Below are 19,397 nucleotides of genomic sequence, written 5' to 3' on the forward strand. Positions count from 1 at the left end.
CCGGCTCCTTTTTTATTCATCTAAGTAATTAAGATATGAAAAAAGCGGGCATTTCTTGCCGCAGACGGGTCACCGTCATCCCTTCCAGCGAAGGGATCACAAGATCGGCCTCGCCCAGCGTGGCCGGCGAGCCGATGCCGACGCTGCGCATGCCGGCTCTCCGGGCCGCTTCAATCCCGGCTTCGGCATCTTCGAAGACGACGCAGTGCTCCGGCTCCACCTCCAGCCCGGAAGCCCCGAGCAAGAACACTTCGGGATCCGGCTTGGCGCTGGATGTCTTGGTCCCGTCGATGATGACGTCGAAGTAAGGGGTGAGCCCCGTGTTGTTCAAAATGGTCATCGCGTTTTTGCTGGCGGAGCCGAGGGCCACTTTTAAACCGCTTTCCCGGCAATCCTTAAGAAAAGAAAGGGCTCCCGGCAAAATCTCCTCCGGGCCCATTTTCGAGATGGCCTCCACATACCAACGGTTTTTGCGCGCCGCCAATTCTTGTTTCTCTGCTTCACTTTTGTGCAATTGGCCTACCGAAAGCAAAATATCGAGCGAGGCCATCCGGCTGACGCCTTTTAGTCTCTCATTGTCGGTCTGCGTAAATTCAAAGCCCAGGTCTGCCGCCAGACGCTTCCAGGCTTCGTAATGGTATCTGGCGGTATCGACAAGAACGCCGTCCAGATCAAAAAGACAAGCCTTAATTGTACTCATTAGCTCTTTCCTTTCGTCAAAATATAGCGCAAACGTTTGAACAAGCTGCAAAAAATAAAAGAAGCAAGTCTGCTTCAATTATTTTTTCAAAGTGATGATGCCTGTCATTTCTGCTTTGGCATATTGTACATGGACGATTCCCTGATCATTAGGCGATGGGGAATGATATGCCGCTTGCGGTAGCTGCTGTCATCGCTGTTCTTGATCGCCTGAATCAAAACCTGCGAGGCTGTATACCCCAAGTTGTATATGCCGATGTCTATGCTGCTGAGCGGCGGTGTCGACAGCTCCGATAACGGGATATTGTTAAAGCTGACCAGACACAAATCATTCGGTACACTGTAACCCAATTCATGCAGACCGCGCAGGACGCCAAACGATACCACGTCGTCGATCAATACGATCGCCGTCGGACGGTCCGGCAGGTTCATGAAGAAAGACATCGCCCGATAACCGCTGTCCTGCAAGAAGTCTCCTTCAACAATCCACTCCGCCCGAGATTCCAGTCCCGAGTCATGGAGGGCATCCAGATAGCCCTTCAGCCGATCTTGGGAAACGATAAGCTCAGGGGGGCCGCTGACGAATCCGATTCGCTCATGCCCTAAGGAGATCAAGTGTTTGGTGGCATCGTAAGAAGCCTGTACGTTATCGTTATCTACGGATAAAATATCGGGATACTGTTCGCTGCGGCCGATCAATACAAAGGGGTGGCCGCCCTCATACAGAAAGTCGATAACGGGGTCGTCTTTTCTCGAATAGAGAAGAATCACTCCGTCTACACGGCGTCCATTCAGCAGCCTGGATACACCCTCGACCTCTTCCTTTTCGTTCGCTCCGGAACTGATCAGGACATCATAACCGAGACGGCTCGCCTGGGTCACGATCCCCCGGATCAATTCCATAAAAAAGAAGTTGGAGAACAATTCTTCAGCCGACTTCGGAAGCATGATGCATATGCTGTTAGTCGTTTTGGATACGAGGCTTTTCGCCATAATGTTCGGATGGTATCCAAGCTGATCCATGATGCTTTTTACTTTTCGCGAAGTTTCAGCACTGATTCTCGGATGATTGGACAGCACGCGGGACACTGTGGAGGGCGATACTCCGGCCTTTTTGGCAACGTCTTTTATAGTTACAGCCATAAAGAACCTCCTTGTGGAACCGTTTGCCTTACATTGTAATATTAATCGATACCTTGCGGAAAGTAAATAGACCCGGGGCAGCAAGGCCGATAGAAAGAAGGCCTGACCCCACCCGGAACAGGGAAGAGACAGGCCGTGTTCATTATGGTGCGCTATTTCGCTTCGGTTAATACGGCATACCCGTAAGCCGGAAGCCGGACGCTCAGTTTGCCGTTAACCGCCTCCCGGGTTTTCCCGCTTAACGCATCCCGCCATATCGGCGTATCCGTGGTCAGTTCCAGGGTTTGGCCGGCATCATAATTATTCAGCAGCACCAGAACGCGCTCATCGTCCAATCTGCGTTCATAGGCCAGCCGGGACCCGTTTTTCTCCGCGAGGAGAAAATGGATGGAGCCTGTCCGAAGAGGAGCGAGTTCTTTGCGCATGGCGATCAGATTTTGATAGAACGCAAACAAATCACGGTCCTGCTTCTGCGGGTCCCACTCCATGCATTTACGGCAATCGGGATCGGGTCCTCCGTCCAGCCCTACTTCGTCGCCGTAGTAAATGCAAGGCGTGCCGTTGTAGGTGAACAGGAAGGTGGCGGCCAGCTTCATTTTATTCTTGTTGCCTTCGCACAGCGTCAAAAGGCGGGGAGTATCGTGGCTGTCCAGCAGGTTGAACGCCACCTCGCTCGCTTGAAGCGGATAACGGGAAATTTGCTGGCCGATGGCATTGGCGAATCCCAAGGCATCCAATTTGCCGCGAACTACAAAATCGAGAACGGCCTCCGTAAACGGATAGTTCATGACCGCATCAAACTTGTCGCCTTGCAGCCAAGGGGAGGATTCGTGCCAGATTTCACCCAGGATATAGGCTTCCGGATTGGCGTTTTTGACGACTTTGCGGAAATCCCGCCAGAAATCATGATCCACCTCGTTGGCCACATCGAGTCTCCAGCCGTCGATTCCCACTTCCTTGATCCAGAACTCCGCTACCTTGATCAAATATTCCTTTACTTCCGGGTTTCTCGTATTCAGCTTCGGCATAAGCGGCTCAAAACCAAAGGTGTCGTAGCTTGGGATTCCGTCTTTCACCTCGAGCGGGAACTCGCGGATATGGAACCAGTCCTTATAACGGGACTGCTCCCCTTTTTCCAACGCATCGACAAAGGGGGCGAAGGTTTTGCCGGAATGATTGAACACGGCGTCGAACAGAACGCGAATGCCTTTTTCATGGCAGGCTTTGACCAACTTTTTGATCGTTTCGATGTCGCCGAAATGCGGATCGATGCGCATATAGTCGGCCGTATCGTATTTATGGTTCGTCGTCGCTTCGAATAGCGGCGTGAAGTAGATGGCCGTAATTCCAAGCTCGCTTAGATGGTCGAGGTGATCGATAACCCCTTGCAAGTCGCCGCCAAAAAAGTTATCGCGTTCCGGTTTGCCGCCCCAGGGCAACACGCCTTCCGGATCATTGCTCGGGTCCCCGTTGGCGAAACGCTCAGGGAAGATTTGATAAAAGACCGCATCCTTGACCCAATCCGGCACGGTGAACACATCCCCCGGGTTAATGTACGGTAATTCAAACAACCGATCCGGAATGACGGGGCGTTCCTTAGTAAATTCGCTTTCCGTCATCCAAATTTGGTCTTCGCCGGATTTCAGCAAAAAGCCGTACTTCAAGCGGCGAAACGGGGGCTTAACCTCACAAGTCCAGTAATCGAACAACGCGTCGGAAATGAATTTTGTCATCGGGACAAGTTCTTTGGTGGAATCCCAGGCATATTTATCCCCGGCAAACGCATATACCTCGCTGAGATCGTTCTTTTTGGCCCGCAGGCGGAGATGAACCGTTTCATGGTCGTACGCGTAACACCAGTTCAATTGGGGACGATGGTAAACCGCTTCCAGAAGCATAGATAATTCCTCCTCATTCTCAGTTCATGAAATTTGTTCGGCAACCCGAATACACTGTTACGAAGCTTGGCCTTTATCCCGTTTTTACCGTTAGAATGTACGAACCTCGATTATTATATAAAGGGATTAAACGAAACCGAGCACCGCGAATAAGAAAAGGCACATCCGGGCTATTAATGCGGAGCCGAGGATGTACCTTAGGGATAACAGTGCCTTCAAGTTTGGATTCGGTCAAGATTATAGCATTGTTCAAACCATTGCACAAGCTTGGAAACGAGGCTGTAATCAAAGCGAAATTGCGATACAGGGAGCAAACGGGAGCATTATCAAGCTATGTAAGCAAAAGATATTAAAAATGATCTGTGCAAACGTTTTTACAAACTTCGCGTTATGTTGTATGATAGGTGTAGTTGTAAAGCGCTTTCTAGTCGAGGGAATCGATAAATCCCGCGAAATTACGTCAAAAACTGCATTTTTTCTCGACATTATGTGAAATCGTTTGCGCTTTTTTGAAAAGAAAAGATTCTATACAAAACAGGAAGGGGTTCGCTTTATGAAAATGAAGAAAATGTTAGCGCTCATCGCATCTTTGTCCATGGTCGTATCTTTTACAGCGGCTTGCGGCTCGGGCGGTAAAGGCAACAACAGTGAGGGTGCGCCGGCTCCCGCTAATCAGACGTCTGAGAATGCGGGAAACGACGCGAAAGCCGCCGGCGGCGAAATCGTGCCGGAAGAGGGCGCGGAACTGCTCATTTGGGAGAGCCGGGAGGAACGGGTATTCGCGGACGAATTGATCAAGCAATTTGAAGCCAAGTATGGCGTCAAGGTGAAGATCGAAGAAGTGGCGCCGACCGACCAGATCGGCCGACTGACGCAGGACGGATCGGCAGGACTTGCCGCCGACGTGTTGATCGTACCGCATGACCATATCGGGAACGCAGCGACTTCCGGGCTGTTGCTGGCCAACGATGTCTTTGAAGAAGAAACCAAGAAGAACAATACGGAGCTCTCCGTTTTGGGCTCGACTTTTGACGGTGTCCTGTACGGATATCCCAGAGCCGCCGAAACGCCAGCTTTGTACTATAATAAGTCGCTTGTGAAGGAAGCGCCTAAGTCTTTTGAAGATGTAATCGCCTTCAGCAAAACATTTAACGACGTTAAAAAGAAAAAGTACGGGATTATGTGGGAAACGGGCAATATGTACTTCAACTATCCGTTTATCGCTTCCGGCGGAGGTTACCTGTATGGGGACAACGGAACCAACAAGGATGATATCGGGGTGAATAATGCGGGAGCCCTGGAAAGTTTGAAAGTATACCAAAGCTTGAGAGAAATTCTCCCCGTCAACAGCGGTGACATTAATCCGGACGTAAAGCGCGGGTTGTTTACCGCAGGAGATATCGCCATGGATATCAACGGACCGTGGGAACTTGCCGGGTATAAAGCGGCTCTCGGCGATAATTTGGGGGTAGCCCCTGTTCCGACCGTAGCCGGCAAGAAAGCTGTGACGTTCTCGGGCATCAAAATTTACGTGGTTAACTCGTTTACGAAGTATCCGAACGCGGCCAAACTGTTTGCCCATTTCGCCTCTACCAAGGAGGCACAGCTCCTGTTGAACGAGAAGGTCGGTTCCGTTCCGACAAATCTTGAAGCGCTTGAAACCGATCAAGTCAAAAATGACCCAACCGTCTCCGCTTTTGCGGAACAGATCGCATCTTCCCAGCCAATGCCGAGCATTCCGGAAATGTCCAATGCATGGGCACCGTTAAACGCCGCATTCCCTGAAATTTGGGACAGCGGAAAAGACCCTAAAGAAGCAATGGATAAAGCCGCTACACAAATCAAGGATCTGAATAACGGGGTTTCCGCTGAATAACGGCAGATGTTGCTCCGCGAGAAATGCAGATTACCCGCCGCGGTTTAGCGGCGGGTAATTTCCTCGGTTTCCCAAGGAGAGGAGAAGGTGAGAGACTATGAACAAACATCGTAATAACGCTACTATTTTATCGATATTGGCTATGGGATTGGGGCAGCTTTATAACCGGCAGTTTATTAAAGGTATCATTTTTTTACTATTTGAAGCCGTCAGCGGTTACTATTTCATCAATAATTTGGGCAGAACGTTCTGGGGAATCTTCACATTGGGCGAAGTCCCCAGACGATTGATTAAAGGGAAATGGGTCGACGGGGACGACTCTATCGTTATTTTGGTGACAAGTTTGATCACCTTGATTTTTCTGGCTATTTTTATCATCGCTTATGTCATGAACGTGAAGGATGCCAGAAACGTGGGAGCAGACAGGGATCAGGGCAAAAAGGTGAAGAACTTCAGGGAATCGGTTCGCTATGTCCTGGATTACAAGTTTGCCCAAGCGTTTTTGACGATTCCGGCTATCGGGATATTGTTCTTTACCGTTATGCCGATCATCTTCATGGTGATGCTGGCGTTCACGAACTATTCCGCGCCCAAACACATTCCTCCGGCGATGCTGGTTGACTGGGTAGGTTTTGATACTTTCAAGAATCTGGTCGCCCTAAAAACCTGGAGTCATACGTTTTACGGGGTTTTGACCTGGACGATCATTTGGGCCGTATTGTCTACGGTCACAACTTATTTCGGCGGGATGCTTGTCGCCTTGCTGATCAATCAAAAAGGGATCAAGTTCAAAGGCCTTTGGAGAACGATTTTGATTTTGCCGTATGCGATCCCGCAAATGATCTCGCTGCTTGTCATGAGAAATATGTTTAACGGCCAATTCGGGCCGATCAACCAGTATCTTGAATACTTCGGACTGGACGGGTTGCCGTGGTTAACTGATCCGTTCTGGGCAAAAGTGACGGTCATCGTTGTAAATATGTGGGTGGGGATACCGGTATCCATGCTGCTGATCATGGGGGTATTGACCACGATTCCCAAAGACTTGTACGAGGCGGCCGAGGTGGACGGGGCTACCGGATTCCAGAAATTCAGAATCATCACCCTGCCGATGATCCTGTTTACCACGGCGCCGATTTTGATCACGCAGTTCGCCGGCAACATCAACAACTTTAATGCGATTTTCCTGCTGACCAACGGGAACCCGGTAAACGGGGACTATCAGTATGCCGGTTCCACCGACTTGCTTGTGACCTGGCTCTATAAGTTGACGCTGGATCAAAGGAAATACAATATGGCGTCCGCCGTGGGCATCATTATCTTTTTGATCATCGCCTCCCTCTCGATCTATAGCTATCGCCGAACGAAATCATTCAAAGAGGAGGACATGATCCAATGAGCGCACGGAAAATAGGGAATGCCGTACGGTTGACGTCGAGCTATATTGTTTTGGTTATTTTAGCGATATGCGCACTATATCCGGCCCTTTGGGTTATCCTGGGTTCGCTGCGGCCGGGGAGGGCGCTGTACAGCAAATCACTGTTCCCCGAAGCTCTTACATTCGAGCATTACAGGGAATTGTTCACATCGCATACGATTCTGTTCGGGCAATGGTATATGAACACGCTGAAGGTGTCTATTTTTTCCACGATCCTGGGCGTATTCCTTACCTTGCTCACGAGTTACGCTTTCTCGCGTTTCCGGTTTCGCGGACGGAAGAACGGGCTGTCCGTTCTGCTGGTACTGGGCATGTTTCCGGGATTTATGAGTATGGTTGCCATCTTCTTATTGTTGCTTTCGATGAACATGCTGGACTCTCACTGGGCTCTGGTTATCGTTTACGCGGCCGGAGCGCCGATTGGAGGCACATTCATTGCCAAGGGCTTTCTGGATACGATCCCGAGGTCGCTGGATGAAGCCGCCAGAATCGACGGCGCCAGCAACTTTACCGTATTCTGGAAGATTATTTTACCATTGTCCAAACCGATGCTAACCTACATTGGATTGACCCAGTTCGTCGGCCCTTGGGTTGATTTTATCTTTGCCCGCCTGGTGCTGCGTTCCAAGGAAAACTGGACGGTCGCCGTCGGGATGTGGGACTTGGTCAATACGAATACAAACTCGAACTTTACGCTGTTTGCCGCGGGGGCGGTGCTGATCGCCGTACCGATCACCATCCTGTTTATGTTCCTGCAGCGGCTGCTCGTGGATGGTTTGACTTCCGGGGCAAGTAAAGGATAATCGAAAATTAATATCTCCGTACAAATCAGTCATGAGGATATAGCTTCAGCCAAGCTGAGCAGCTATATCCTTTCTTTACATAAGAGTGCTATTCAAAAGGGGGCAGGGACATATGAAGTTTGGCCAAGCCGTACAATTTAGGTCGGTCGGAATGAAGCTGTTTGTCATGGTGTTTGGAGTCATTGTCGTCTTATCAGCCATACTCGGATTAAGTTCGTATGTCAAATCGAAGGAGATTATCCGGGCCGAGGTAGGGACGGCGGCTTCCCAGGCGATCGAACAAGCTGCGGACAAGTTGGACTTTCTGTTTTCCGGCTACGAATCCATATCCAGACAGATGGCGGTAGATCAAATCCTGAAGGAGGATCTGGAGACGGTCACGCGGCCGGATGTCGATATTGTCCGGAAAACGGAGGCGGAAACGAGAATAAAAAACAAGCTCAACGCCATGAAAGGTTCGGATGAGCGCTTAATCGGCATCCGGTTGGTCAACAAGGACTTCTCCAACAATTACGCGACCTCCGGGGCTAGCGGTACGCAGAGAAACGACGGGGTGAAGAGCAGGCTCGACACGATTGCCCAGGCTTCCGGAAAGCCGGTCTGGATTCCGGGTCTCAGGAAAGGTTTTTTTGGAACTGCGAATGAACCGACCGTTACGATGGGAAGGGTTTTGAAGAACCTGAACCATCCGGAAGCGGAGTTTACCCTGCTGATTGAGATCAAGAGTGCGGCATTGACAGAGACCCTGGCCAATTTGAAGCTCGGGGATTCGGGTCAGATCAACGTCCTTACGCCCGATAATACGATTGTACATGCGGCCCGTCCGGAATTGATCGAGACCCCGTCCGCCCTCGGGTTAACGGAAACGCAATTCTCCGGAACCCCAACTTCGCTCGCCGCAACAGACGAGCAGGGGATTAGACAGCTGGTGGTATACAAACCGTTGCGGACCGCCCCCTGGCGGCTGATCGGATACGCTCCGGAGAGCGATTTTCTGAGTGCGGCCGACAAGCTTGTGCATGTGACCGTAATTGTGATGGGCGTAGCCATCGCGGTTGCTTTGGGAATCGGGTACTACTTGTTCCGGAACGTCGGAAAACCGCTGCAGAAACTGTCCCGCTTAATGGAGGAAGGAGAGCGGGGCAATCTGAAAGTGCGCGCGAGTTTTAAAGGCCGCGACGAGATCGGGCGGCTGGGACAAAGTTTTAATAAAATGATGGAACAAATCGCAGGGTTAGTGGACGGGATACAGCGGTCGACGCAGGAGCTGTGGCAGACCGCGGACACCCTGGCCCAAGCTTCGAGGGAGACGGCGACGACGGCGGGAGAGATTGCGGCCGCCACCGAAGAAATCGCCCAGGGGTCCTCCAGCTTGGCGGAGGAGGCGGAGAAAGGAAACGCCCTGACGGACGAGATCAGCACGCGAATGGATCGGGTCATCCATTTAACCAAAGCGATGGACACGTCTGCCGGGCGGATCGTGGAAGTGAGTGAACAAGGGCAGAGGCACATGGAACGATTGGTGGAAAAGACGGAGGACGTGTCGAGGATGACCGGGATGATTGAGGAGAACTCCGGCCAATTAAGTCAAAGCACCCTTTCGATCCGAAGTATTTTGCAGCCGATGATTGAAATGACCCGTCGGACGAATATTTTGTCGCTGAATGCCACCATTGAAGCGTCGCGTGCCGGAGCGGCGGGTAAAGGCTTCGCGGTTATCGCGGAGGAAATCCGCAAGCTGTCGGCGCAATCGAACGATTCGATCCGGAACGTCTCCGCCATGACCGAAGAAATTCAGGCCGCCATCGAAAATACGGTAAACGTTCTTCAGGAAATAACGCCGAAATTTCGGGAACAGCTGGAATCCGTCACATCGGCTTCTTCCATCTTTCGGAGCGTGGGGCGGGAAATGGATGGTTTTGCCGGAGAACTGCAAAGCGCCTCCGCTTCCGTCAGCGAGTTGATGAGCGCCCAGTTGGCTTTACGGGATTTCGTCTCGAACGTCGGCTCCGTCGTACAGCAGAGCGGGGCTTCCACCGAAGAGGTGGCTTCCATGGCTTCGGGGCAATACCGTGTCAGTGAGGACCTGGTCGGCCTGTCCCGCCGTTTGAAAGAGCTGTCGGAATCGCTTAAGCAATCCTTAAGCGTGTTTGAATTGCACACAGCCGAGCAAGTTGACTAATGGACGACCGATTAGGGATGAATGAGTTGAATAATGGATTTTGTACAAACGTTTTATCAAAAGCGTCTTGATCATAGAATGGATTTAGATTGCATTTTGGGGGAAAGTCGCGGGTGAAGATCATTTGGAGAAACAACAGGGGAACAAGAAGCTAACGTTATTTGCTTTGACCTGGCCGATTTTTGTTGAAATGTTGCTCGGCATGCTGATGGGGAATATCGATACTTTGATGCTCAGCCACTTTTCGGAAGAAGCGATGGCCGCCGTCGGCGTAGCGAATCAAATTTTGTTCTTTGTGAATTTGATGTTCAATGTGGTATCCGCGGGTACGAGCGTGCTGATTTCCCAAAACCTCGGCGCCGGGCGGAACAAGTCGGCATTGGAGGTCGCTTCGGTGGCCATCGTGCTCAATTTGCTGTTCGGTCTGTTGACCAGTCTACTGCTGCTGGGTGCGGGACGCACCATCTTTGGGTGGATGAATCTTCCGCAGGAGCTGGCTCCCTCCGCCTGGACTTACTTAATGATCACGGGTGGATTTGTGTTTGCCGAAGCGGTCAGGCTGACGCTGGCAACCATTATGCGAAGCTATGGATTTACCCGCGTTACCATGTATGTCGCTTTTGGAATAAACGCTTTGCACCTCTTGGGGAATTATATCGCCCTGTACGGCTCCTTGAGTGCCCCTTTTTCGGGGGTTTCGGGCGTTGCCATCTCCACCGTGCTGTCGCGGTTGGTCGGCTTGGCGTTTTTGTTCGTCCTGATCAAACTCAAGACGGACTTCAGGTTTCGGATGCGGGGAATCCATGCGAAAGACCTGCGGGAACATGCAAGGGGATTGTTCCAGATCGGCATACCGACGGCGGGAGAGAGCTTTTTTTCCACCATGGCGCAGATTTGCATTACCTCTTTTATCGCGCTACTGGGGACCCAGGCGCTCTCGGCCAAAATATACGCCCAAAATCTCGGAATGTTCAACAACCTGTTTACCTTGTCCTTGGCTCTGGCCACGGAGATCATGATCGGCAGGTACATTGGAGCCAAGCTATTTGACGAGACCTATAAGCGGGGAAAAAATTACGCCTGGTTCGCATCGTTGATCTCCGCGGGCTCCGCTTTGTTGATCGCTTCGTGTTCGGGTTTACTGGTCGGGTTGTTCACCAACGATCCGGACACGATCCGGCAAACCGTTCATTTATTGTGGCTTGCCGTTCTGCTGGAGGCCGGGCGCGCGGGGAACCTCATCCTCATCAACGCGCTGCGTGCGGCGGGCGACGTCAAAGTTCCGGTGTATATCAGCGTCTCATCGGTTTGGATCATTAGCGTCTCCCTTTCCTACGTTCTAGGGGTGCATTTAGGCTGGGGCATGATTGGCGTGTATATCGCGTTTATCGCGGATGAGTGGGTGAAGACCTGTTTGTTCCGGCTCAGATGGAAATCGCGCCGCTGGGAGAGCATGAGCCTCATCGAACGGGAGAAAACTGCGGGGTACTCGCCTTTTTAGAGTCCAGTGGCCATACAACAGCGGCGGACCAAGACTTGAAATAGAGTCTTAGACCGCCGCTGTTTTCTAATTCAAAATCCAATCGTTGAACCTGCCAACTCCAAAAAGATGCAAATCTGCAGGGATTTAAGCCGATCCCCGAGGGAATGCGAAAATAGATGCAAATCTGCAGGTATTTCTAGCCATTTTTGAGAAACGAGCCTACTTCGACGTGAATTCCTGCAGAATTGCAGGAATTTTCAAATTTTTGGCTCCAAACAGGAAAAAAACATGCAGATTTGCAGGAATTCTATATTATCAAGGTTGTCTGATGGGGCACTAGCTTTGCGTTCATGGCTCCTGCGTACGTAAATAACTGGAAAATCCCCAGCATTCCGCGGTCTAACCGCCGATCCACGCGTTTTCAGCCGAATCTTAGCGGGAGCTTTTCCCGCTAATTCCCTTTTGCAGCCGTAAAGGTTTTAGTTAACGGGAAGAATTCCCGGTAAGTGGCCGCCTCGCCTCTCGCCCCCTCACCCCCTCAGGGAATGGGGTGCCCGCTTTCTGCACCCAAACATGCCACTCTTTTATACTCGTTGGGCGTTAATCCGACCTCCTGTTTGAACAGCTTGGAGAAATACGAGTCATTGGCATAGCCCACCCGGTTGGCAATGGTGTATACGGACAGCTCGGTGGTCTCCAGCAGCCCCTTGGCTACTTGGATGCGGACCTGGATAACATAGCTTCCCAAGGAAACGCCGGTTTCCCGCTTGAACACTCTGGCCAGGTAGTCGGGATGGAGATAGACGATTTCCGCCAAATCGTTCCTCGACAGATCCTCGCCGTAATGGGCATGAATGTATTGCTTGATTTCCTCGACAACAGACTTGGGCTGGGCGGCAAAATCCCGGTAATCGAGCGCCGTATGCACCAAATACTTCAGGTACTCCTCAAAATCCTCGATAGACGATAGCGAGTGCATGAGCAGCGAATCGTTCGTTTTCCCGGTGTACAGCTTGTGGGCTTGAATTCCTTTTAATTTAAGGAAGGAATAGACCAACTGGACGATATCCAGCCGGAACAGGCTCAGTTCCGAAATGTTCAGCACGCGCCGCCCGCCCAGCCGTAACCTTAGCTCTTTCTCAACTTCCCCGAGGAAAGCGACCGGATCGTTCCGGTGCAGCAGGTCCTCCAGCAGAGTCAAGTCGGGGGGGCGGTACTCCCGGGGTACGGCAGGAGGGGGATAATCCTCCATCAGATAAGTCTCGTTCCGAACCGGAGTCATTTCTCCGTGAATAGAGAGCAGTCGGTGCAGAAGCTGGCCAATGCTTTCGAGAGGAGCGGAAAAGCCGATGCTGCAGCAGGCGTCGCATTTTAAGTACGACCGGCCCCGTTCGATGAACAAGGAACAGAGCTCCCGAAGGAGCGGAACCTCTACCGGGTGGTGCCATTTGAGAATAACGATCCAGTTGCAGTCCCGGTACTCCAAAATCGTTTCCACGGAAAAGCAAGGGCTTTGGATCAGCTCATAAAGCACATTCAGCAGCGCGAAATCGAACAGATTCTTCTCCTCTTTGCCCATGCTGCCGTTATAGGGAAACAGCTGAATCAGCAAAGGCTGAATCCGGTCGGACATGCCGTAGGCAAGATGCTGCTCCTGTACCGAACGGGCGACATCGGACGGCTTGACCGGAACGGAAACACTGTCCACGACCAGCCGCCGCCAAAAATACTCGATGATTTTCGCCTGATTTTTTTGCCAAAACCGCCCATCCTGGATGGCCTTTTCGTTCTTTTGCTGCTCTTTGGACCTCGCCACGGCTTTTTGAATAATCAGCATCAGCTTGTCGAACTCGATCGGCTTGAGAAAATATTCAAAGCTCTGCAGTTCGATGGCTTTCTGCGCGTAGTTAAAATCGGCGTAGTTGGTCAGAAAAATCGTTTGGACCTCGTATTTCTCTTCCCGAATCCAGGCCAGAAGCTCAAGACCGCTTCCCTGCGGCATTTCGATATCCGATATAAGAATCTGTACCGGCCGGGTCTTCAGGATTTCCCGGGCTTGAGCGACATTGTGGGCCGTATAGACGGCATCGACCTGCAAGGAAGCCCAGTCGATTTTTTTCTCCAGCGCGGTTACGACGAAGTAATCGTCATCCACCAGCAATACATGCATCGTTCTATCCCCCCGTCTTCTCCGGCACGACAACCGGAAGGTATAAGGTGACGCAGGCTCCTCCATGCTCGCGGTTGGCGAACAGGACCTTCGCCTCGTTCCGATAGAGGAATTCCAGCCGCCGTAGCGTGTTCATGATCCCGATATGGGTTCCGCCGGATTGATCCAGCGGCCGCCCCTGCTGCAGCGCCTCGAGAATTTCCGACGGATATCCGGGACCGGTATCGGCGATGCGGAAAACGAGCCGTTCCGCGTCCCCGTCCGCTTCGCGGCGGACCGCCAGCTCGATGACCGCCTCGGAGGTCCGGGACACCGCGTATTTCACCGCGTTTTCCACGAACGTCTGAAGGACGAGCGGAGGGATCCGTGCGTTTCGGGTGTCCTCCCCCTCCCGTTGAATGGAGTACGACAGCGCATCCCGATACCGGTGCTTCTGAATGTCCAGATAAGTCCGGACATGATCCAGCTCCTCCTCCAAACCTACAAAGTTCTCACCGCTTTGGAAAATATAACGGAAGTATTTGGAGGTGGACAACGCCATACTCTCGATTTCTTGATGCATCTGCATCTGCGCCATACTGTAGATGCTGGTCAGGCAATTCAGGAAGAAATGCGGCTTAATTTGCAGCTTCATATAATCCAGCTGAATCCGCTGTTTTTCCAGTTCACGTTCATAAAGATCGATTTTGAATTTCCGGATTTGCCCGACGAGATGCATAAACTGCTTGCTGGCCTTTTCCAACTCAATAATCTTGCTGCTGCCGATGTCGAGCGGATCTCCGTCTTCCGTCCAAAAAGCGAGGTTGTAGGAGAAGCTCTTGATCGGCTTAAGCACTTTATTCTTAAAATACAGCATAATGAAGCAGACATTGCAGGTAATAATGACGGCCAGCAGGATGATGAGCAGTTGGGCCACCATAATCCGCTCGAATGCTCCAAACTGAATGACGAGCTTGACGTAAAAGGAAGCGTTGTTGAACTCGCCGTGAACGGTCGTCCGGGTCCGGAACAGATCCGGCAGCAGCGTTCTCCCGGATTCCGCAGCAATCCGCTCTCCGTTGTTGGAGACCGGACTGGTCAGTCCGCGGCCTTCACCGCTAACCAGAGAGACATACCCGTTCTCCCCCAGATTGATCCCGCGTAAGGGGCGGATCAGATCGTCGGCCGATACCAGGCTGATCATGTAGCTGTCGTGGTAGGGCACGATATTCGTAACGTAATGCTTGCCGCCCACCTCGATCGGCGTCCACTGGGAGTAGAACCTTTCGTAAATGTTCTTTTCCTCGACATAAGACATCACCTGCTTCTTCAGAGCCTGGTAATCCGAATAGCCGATGTTGAGCGGCGCACAGTTGAGGAAGAAGCCGGGCTTCTTTAAATACACGAAAAATTGATATTCCTTTCCGTAATTTTTCTGGAGTTCGCTGTATTGTTTATGCAAATTTTCGTTTGCTTTGATAAAGGCATAGCTGTTCACGGGGTTCGCGTTCATGGTTTCGAGGCTCTCATCGTTAGCGAGCGTCCAACCCATATAATGGGTCATGTAAGCGAAATCGTGATTGATCCGGTGAATATAAAGATCCGCCGTATCCTGCAGGGAACGGGTGGATTGCTGCTTCACGATCGAGATGGCGGCAAGGCTGATGACGAAATCCAGGACAAGCGCCAGAAATGAAACGAGGAACATGATTTTTACATAATGCCTGATCGGGTACGCTTTGTCTTTCGTTGGTTTGAACATGGCTCCCAAGCACCGCGTCCTTTCGTTCGCGCTCTGTGATGAATGCGCTTCAATGAAGTATGAACACATTATAAAACCTCCGCCCGGCAAAAAGATACGGCGCCCGCTCCGAAATCGGCGGAAAGTCCGGAAACCGCAAAGAAAAGTCCGAATCGCGTCATTGCTATGGTAATAAAAAAGCTGGAGGGGGTTAAGCGGAAACCGCAGTCCCGAGGGATAGGTCCGGATTACGCTTGCACAGGTCCGGTAAAAGCGCCGGCAAAGCCGTTATACTGAAGGTGCTCAGGCGGTGGACGGCCCGGAAGAGCGGAAGGCCCGAATCCAATCAAGTTACAACGGCTGCCCCACATGCGAGATCAATTAGGTCAACTTATATAAAGGAGGGGGATATCTTGAGATCCGGTCAGACTTACGCGGCGCGAAAGCTCGGACAGATCCGAAGGAACGGCGGGTTATACCTGCTGCTGCTTCCCGCCGCGGTGCTTACGCTTTTGTTCGCCTACAAACCGATGTACGGCGTCTTGATCGCCTTTAAGGATTACAGTCCGGCGCTCGGCATTACGGACAGCCCTTGGGCGGGGTTCAAATATTTCGAAAAGTTTTTTCATTCCTATCAGTTTTCGGCCACGATCAAGAACACGGTGGTTCTCAGTCTTTACAGCCTGGTTACCTTCCCGATTCCAATCCTGCTGGCGTTGATGGTCAATCAGATGCGGCCCAACCGGTTCAAGCGGTTTTTCCAGACGGTTTCGTACATGCCGCATTTCATTTCGACGGTCGTCATGGTTGGTCTGATGCTCATCCTGTTGTCCCCCAGCACCGGGCTGGTCGGGCATCTGTACCGGCTGTTCGGCGCGGAGGCTCCCGATCTCATCGGATCGGCCAGCCTGTTCAGCAGCTTGTACGTCTGGTCCGACGTGTGGCAGCATGTCGGCTGGGACAGCATCATTTATATCGCCGCGCTCTCCACGATCGACCCGAGCCTCTATGAAGCCGCCACAGTGGACGGGGCCAGCCGGTGGCACAAAATCCGCTATATCGATATCCCGATGCTGATGCCGACGGCGATCACGCTGCTGATTCTACGGGTAGGGGGGCTGCTCGGCGTCGGGTTTGAGAAAGTATATCTGATGCAGAACGATCTGAACATTACGTCAAGCGAGATCCTTTCCACTTACGTGTATAAAATCGGGCTGCTCAGCAGCCAGTACAGTTTTTCCTCGGCGATCAACCTGTTTAATACCGTCATTAATTTCATCCTGCTGATTCTCGTCAACCAGCTCTCCAAGAAGTACAGCGAGAACAGCCTTTGGTAAAGGAGGGGGAAGAAAGATGGAGGCGATGAATACCGCGGCGGGCCCGGCGCCAAAGCCGGTTAACAACCGGTCTTCCGACGTCCTGTTGGAAGTGGCCCTGTATGTGTTTGCGGTTTTGTTTTTGATCGTTCTGATGTACCCGCTGTATTTTATTGTCATCGCTTCGTTCAGCGATCCGTCGGCGGTGGCGAACGGACGGGTCTGGTTGTATCCGCAGGGCTTCACCCTGGACGGGTACAAGGAGCTGTTCAAGCACGACAATATATGGACCGGCTACGGAAATACGATTTTGTACACGGTGGTGGGCACGGCCATCGGTTTGATCGTCAATATATCGGCGGCCTACGCCTTGTCGAGGAAGGACCTGGTCGGCAGGAAATTTCTGTCCTTGTTCTTTATTTTTACGATGTTCTTCAGCGGGGGGCTGATCCCGACATTCCTGACCATCCGCGATTTTCACCTGTACGATACGTTCTTGGTCATGGTGCTCCCCTTCTCGGTCGTGGTGTACGATATCATCGTCGCGCGAACCTTCTTCCAATCGAGTATTCCGGGAGATTTATGGGAGGCGGCGCAGATCGACGGCTGCGGCAATATCCGCTATTTCATCAGCGTCGTGCTGCCGCTGTCCAAAGCGATCATTTCGGTGCTCGGTTTATGGATTGCCGTCGGATACTGGAATTCGTACTTCAATGCTTTGATTTATCTGAAAAATCCGGACCTTCATCCGCTCCAACTGATCCTGCGCAATATCCTGATCACGAATCAGATGCAGACCGCCTTGGGGAGCGGGGAAGCCGCCCAAATCGCCATGCGCCTGGCCAATATGATGAGGTACTCCGTCATTATCATCGCTACGGTTCCGATTATGTGCGTGTACCCGTTCGTTCAGAAGTACTTTAATCAGGGGGTGATGATCGGCGCCGTGAAGGAGTAAAGCAGCTTTGATCAAAGAGAATGGGGGATAAATCAAATGACGAGAAAAACGGGGAAGACCACCCTTGCGACAGCGAAAGGATGGATTGCCGCCCTTTTGGCGGCGGCGCTCGTGTTCGGCCTTGCCGGATGCGGGGGAGGAAAAGCGGAAACGGCGTCGCAAACCCCAACCGGTGAGTTTAACAAAGAGGGTCTGCCGATCGTAAACGAGCCCGTCACACTCAAGGTGCTGACCATGCGTTGGGGAAATATGGGCGACACCTTTACTCAAAATCAGTGGCTTCAAGACTTGGAGAAGAACACGAATGTCAAAATCGAGTGGGAGGTCGTCTCCTCGAACGACTGGAGCGAGCAGAAATCGATCATGCTGGCCAGCGGAACGCTCCCGGACATTATTTTGGGCAATCAGACTTTTTCCGATTCCGATATCGTCAATAACCTGAGCTATTTCCGTCCGTTGGATGAGCTGATTGAACAATATATGCCGAATCTGAAAGCCGCGATGGAGGAGACCCCGGAACTGAGGCAGATCAGCACGTTTCCCGACGGCAAAATTTACTCTCTGCCCGCCCGCCTACCGGCCAGACCAAAGAGCAAAAACCAGCCTGTGATCAACAAGGCTTGGCTCGACAAGCTGGGGCTGCAAGCTCCCCAAAACCTCGACGAGCTCCGTAATGTACTGAAAGCTTTTAAGGAGCAGGATCCGAACGGCAACGGGAAAAAGGACGAGATCCCCTATACGGAGAACGGACTCGGTGCCCTCCTGGATCCCTTCGGGATTACGGACCCGAACGGCAACAGCATGACGGTCAAGGACGGCAAACCCGTGTTCATCCCGGTGTCGGAGGAATACAAAGCGGGGCTGCAATGGGCTCATGAATTGTATGCGGAGGGCTTGATCGATCAGGAGCTGTACACCCAGGATGCGACGATGACGTCGGCCAAGCAGCAGAATGCGGACGCTCCGATTGTCGGCTTCACGTATCAATGGACGCCGGATGCGGTGTTCGGCAAATGGAGCGGCGAGTACGAGGCGATTGCGCCGATTGCCGGCCCCGACGGGAAGAAGTATCAGGCCGGCGATCCCAGCGGTTTGAGCTTTAACCGCAATGAAATGCTGATTACCACTTCCTGCAAATACCCGGAGATTGCCGCCCGCTGGGCCGACCAGTTCTACACGAATGAGGCCAGCATTCAGAATTTCTGGGGAGCGATCGATACGGTCATCAAGAAGAACGAAGACGGCACGTATACCTTGATGGACCCGCCGAGCGGCACCAGCGCGGACGCCTGGTACTGGGAGCAGTCGCTTCGGGATTTCGGGCCGAAGTACGTGAGCCCTGCCTTCGAGAAAAATATTGTGCTGAACCCGAAGACCGGCGACGGTTTGAAGCTGGAAATCGATAAAATGGGCAGCGAATACGTTACCGTTCCTTTTCCGAATGTCATGTACACCGCGGAGGAATTCCAGGAGCTTCCGACCCTGACCACCGACATCGACAGTTATGTGTCGGCCATGCGGGCGCAGTGGGTGACCAAAGGCGGTATCGACGAAGAATGGGACGCCTATGTGAAAAAGCTGCAGGACATGGGGCTTGATAAGCTGATGAAAATCAGAACGGATGCGTACAACCGCTATATGAGCGTGAAATAACCAGTCAATGCAAAGCCATGCCGCTTGTGGCGCACCTCGCCGCGAAGCGGCATGATCT

At 52.0% G+C, this 19,397-nt stretch carries 13 protein-coding genes; 8 read left to right on the forward strand and 5 right to left on the reverse strand.

Going from position 1 to position 19,397, the window contains the following annotated elements; all coding sequences use genetic code 11:
• Nucleotides 1-28: 28 nt before the first annotated feature.
• From pgmB to LBW89_RS05280, 3 genes are all read right to left on the reverse strand, one after another.
• Nucleotides 29-700, reverse strand: a complete 672-nt coding sequence (gene pgmB / locus LBW89_RS05270; protein WP_148455383.1) for a beta-phosphoglucomutase — start codon at nt 698-700, stop codon at nt 29-31.
• 104 nt (nt 701-804) lie between these two features.
• Complete coding sequence (locus LBW89_RS05275; RefSeq protein ID WP_148455385.1) at nt 805-1,842, reverse strand: LacI family DNA-binding transcriptional regulator; 1,038 nt, start codon at nt 1,840-1,842, stop codon at nt 805-807.
• Nucleotides 1,843-1,994: 152 nt separating this feature from the next.
• Nucleotides 1,995-3,740: an alpha-glycosidase gene (locus LBW89_RS05280; protein ID WP_148455387.1), complete on the reverse strand. Its 1,746-nt coding sequence runs from the start codon at nt 3,738-3,740 to the stop codon at nt 1,995-1,997.
• Nucleotides 3,741-4,293: 553 nt separating this feature from the next.
• Here LBW89_RS05280 and LBW89_RS05285 point away from each other — a divergent pair.
• The 5 genes from LBW89_RS05285 to LBW89_RS05305 all read left to right on the forward strand — a co-directional run bounded on the left by LBW89_RS05285 (nt 4,294) and on the right by LBW89_RS05305 (nt 11,540).
• Nucleotides 4,294-5,616 (forward strand): maltose ABC transporter substrate-binding protein, encoded by a 1,323-nt coding sequence (locus LBW89_RS05285; protein ID WP_148455389.1) that lies wholly within the window; start codon nt 4,294-4,296, stop codon nt 5,614-5,616.
• Between the two features lie 97 nt (nt 5,617-5,713).
• Nucleotides 5,714-7,015, forward strand: coding sequence for a carbohydrate ABC transporter permease (locus tag LBW89_RS05290; protein WP_148455392.1), 1,302 nt, complete (start codon nt 5,714-5,716; stop codon nt 7,013-7,015).
• Nucleotides 7,012-7,857 carry a sugar ABC transporter permease gene (locus LBW89_RS05295; RefSeq protein WP_148455394.1) on the forward strand — a complete coding sequence of 282 codons (846 nt, stop codon included), beginning with the start codon at nt 7,012-7,014 and terminating at the stop codon, nt 7,855-7,857. Before LBW89_RS05290 ends, LBW89_RS05295 begins: the two co-directional genes overlap by 4 nt.
• Before the next feature lie 112 nt (nt 7,858-7,969).
• Nucleotides 7,970-10,039, forward strand: a complete 2,070-nt coding sequence (locus LBW89_RS05300) for a methyl-accepting chemotaxis protein (protein WP_148455396.1) — start codon at nt 7,970-7,972, stop codon at nt 10,037-10,039.
• 124 nt (nt 10,040-10,163) lie between these two features.
• Nucleotides 10,164-11,540 (forward strand): MATE family efflux transporter, encoded by a 1,377-nt coding sequence (locus LBW89_RS05305; RefSeq protein WP_148455398.1) that lies wholly within the window; start codon nt 10,164-10,166, stop codon nt 11,538-11,540.
• Nucleotides 11,541-12,060: 520 nt separating this feature from the next.
• Here LBW89_RS05305 and LBW89_RS05310 read toward each other — a convergent pair.
• A complete protein-coding gene (locus tag LBW89_RS05310) occupies nt 12,061-13,692 on the reverse strand; it encodes a response regulator (RefSeq protein WP_148455400.1) in 1,632 nt (543 codons plus the stop codon).
• 4 nt (nt 13,693-13,696) lie between these two features.
• Nucleotides 13,697-15,433, reverse strand: coding sequence for a sensor histidine kinase (locus LBW89_RS05315; protein WP_225038704.1), 1,737 nt, complete (start codon nt 15,431-15,433; stop codon nt 13,697-13,699).
• A gap of 392 nt (nt 15,434-15,825) precedes the next feature.
• Here LBW89_RS05315 and LBW89_RS05320 point away from each other — a divergent pair, with 392 nt between their 5' ends.
• Genes LBW89_RS05320 through LBW89_RS05330 form a run of 3 tightly spaced genes read left to right on the forward strand, consistent with a single transcriptional unit; the run spans nt 15,826 to nt 19,339 of the window.
• Nucleotides 15,826-16,749, forward strand: coding sequence for an ABC transporter permease (locus LBW89_RS05320; RefSeq protein ID WP_148455402.1), 924 nt, complete (start codon nt 15,826-15,828; stop codon nt 16,747-16,749).
• 25 nt (nt 16,750-16,774) lie between these two features.
• Nucleotides 16,775-17,686 (forward strand): carbohydrate ABC transporter permease, encoded by a 912-nt coding sequence (locus LBW89_RS05325; protein ID WP_148455919.1) that lies wholly within the window; start codon nt 16,775-16,777, stop codon nt 17,684-17,686.
• 36 nt (nt 17,687-17,722) lie between these two features.
• On the forward strand, nt 17,723-19,339 hold the full coding sequence (locus LBW89_RS05330) for an extracellular solute-binding protein (protein ID WP_148455404.1): 1,617 nt from the start codon (nt 17,723-17,725) through the stop codon (nt 19,337-19,339).
• Nucleotides 19,340-19,397 lie beyond the last annotated feature (58 nt).

It is taken from the genome of Paenibacillus sp. alder61, from assembly GCF_020179875.1.
In the GTDB taxonomy this organism is placed as follows: Bacteria; Bacillota; Bacilli; order Paenibacillales; family Paenibacillaceae; genus Fontibacillus; species Fontibacillus faecis.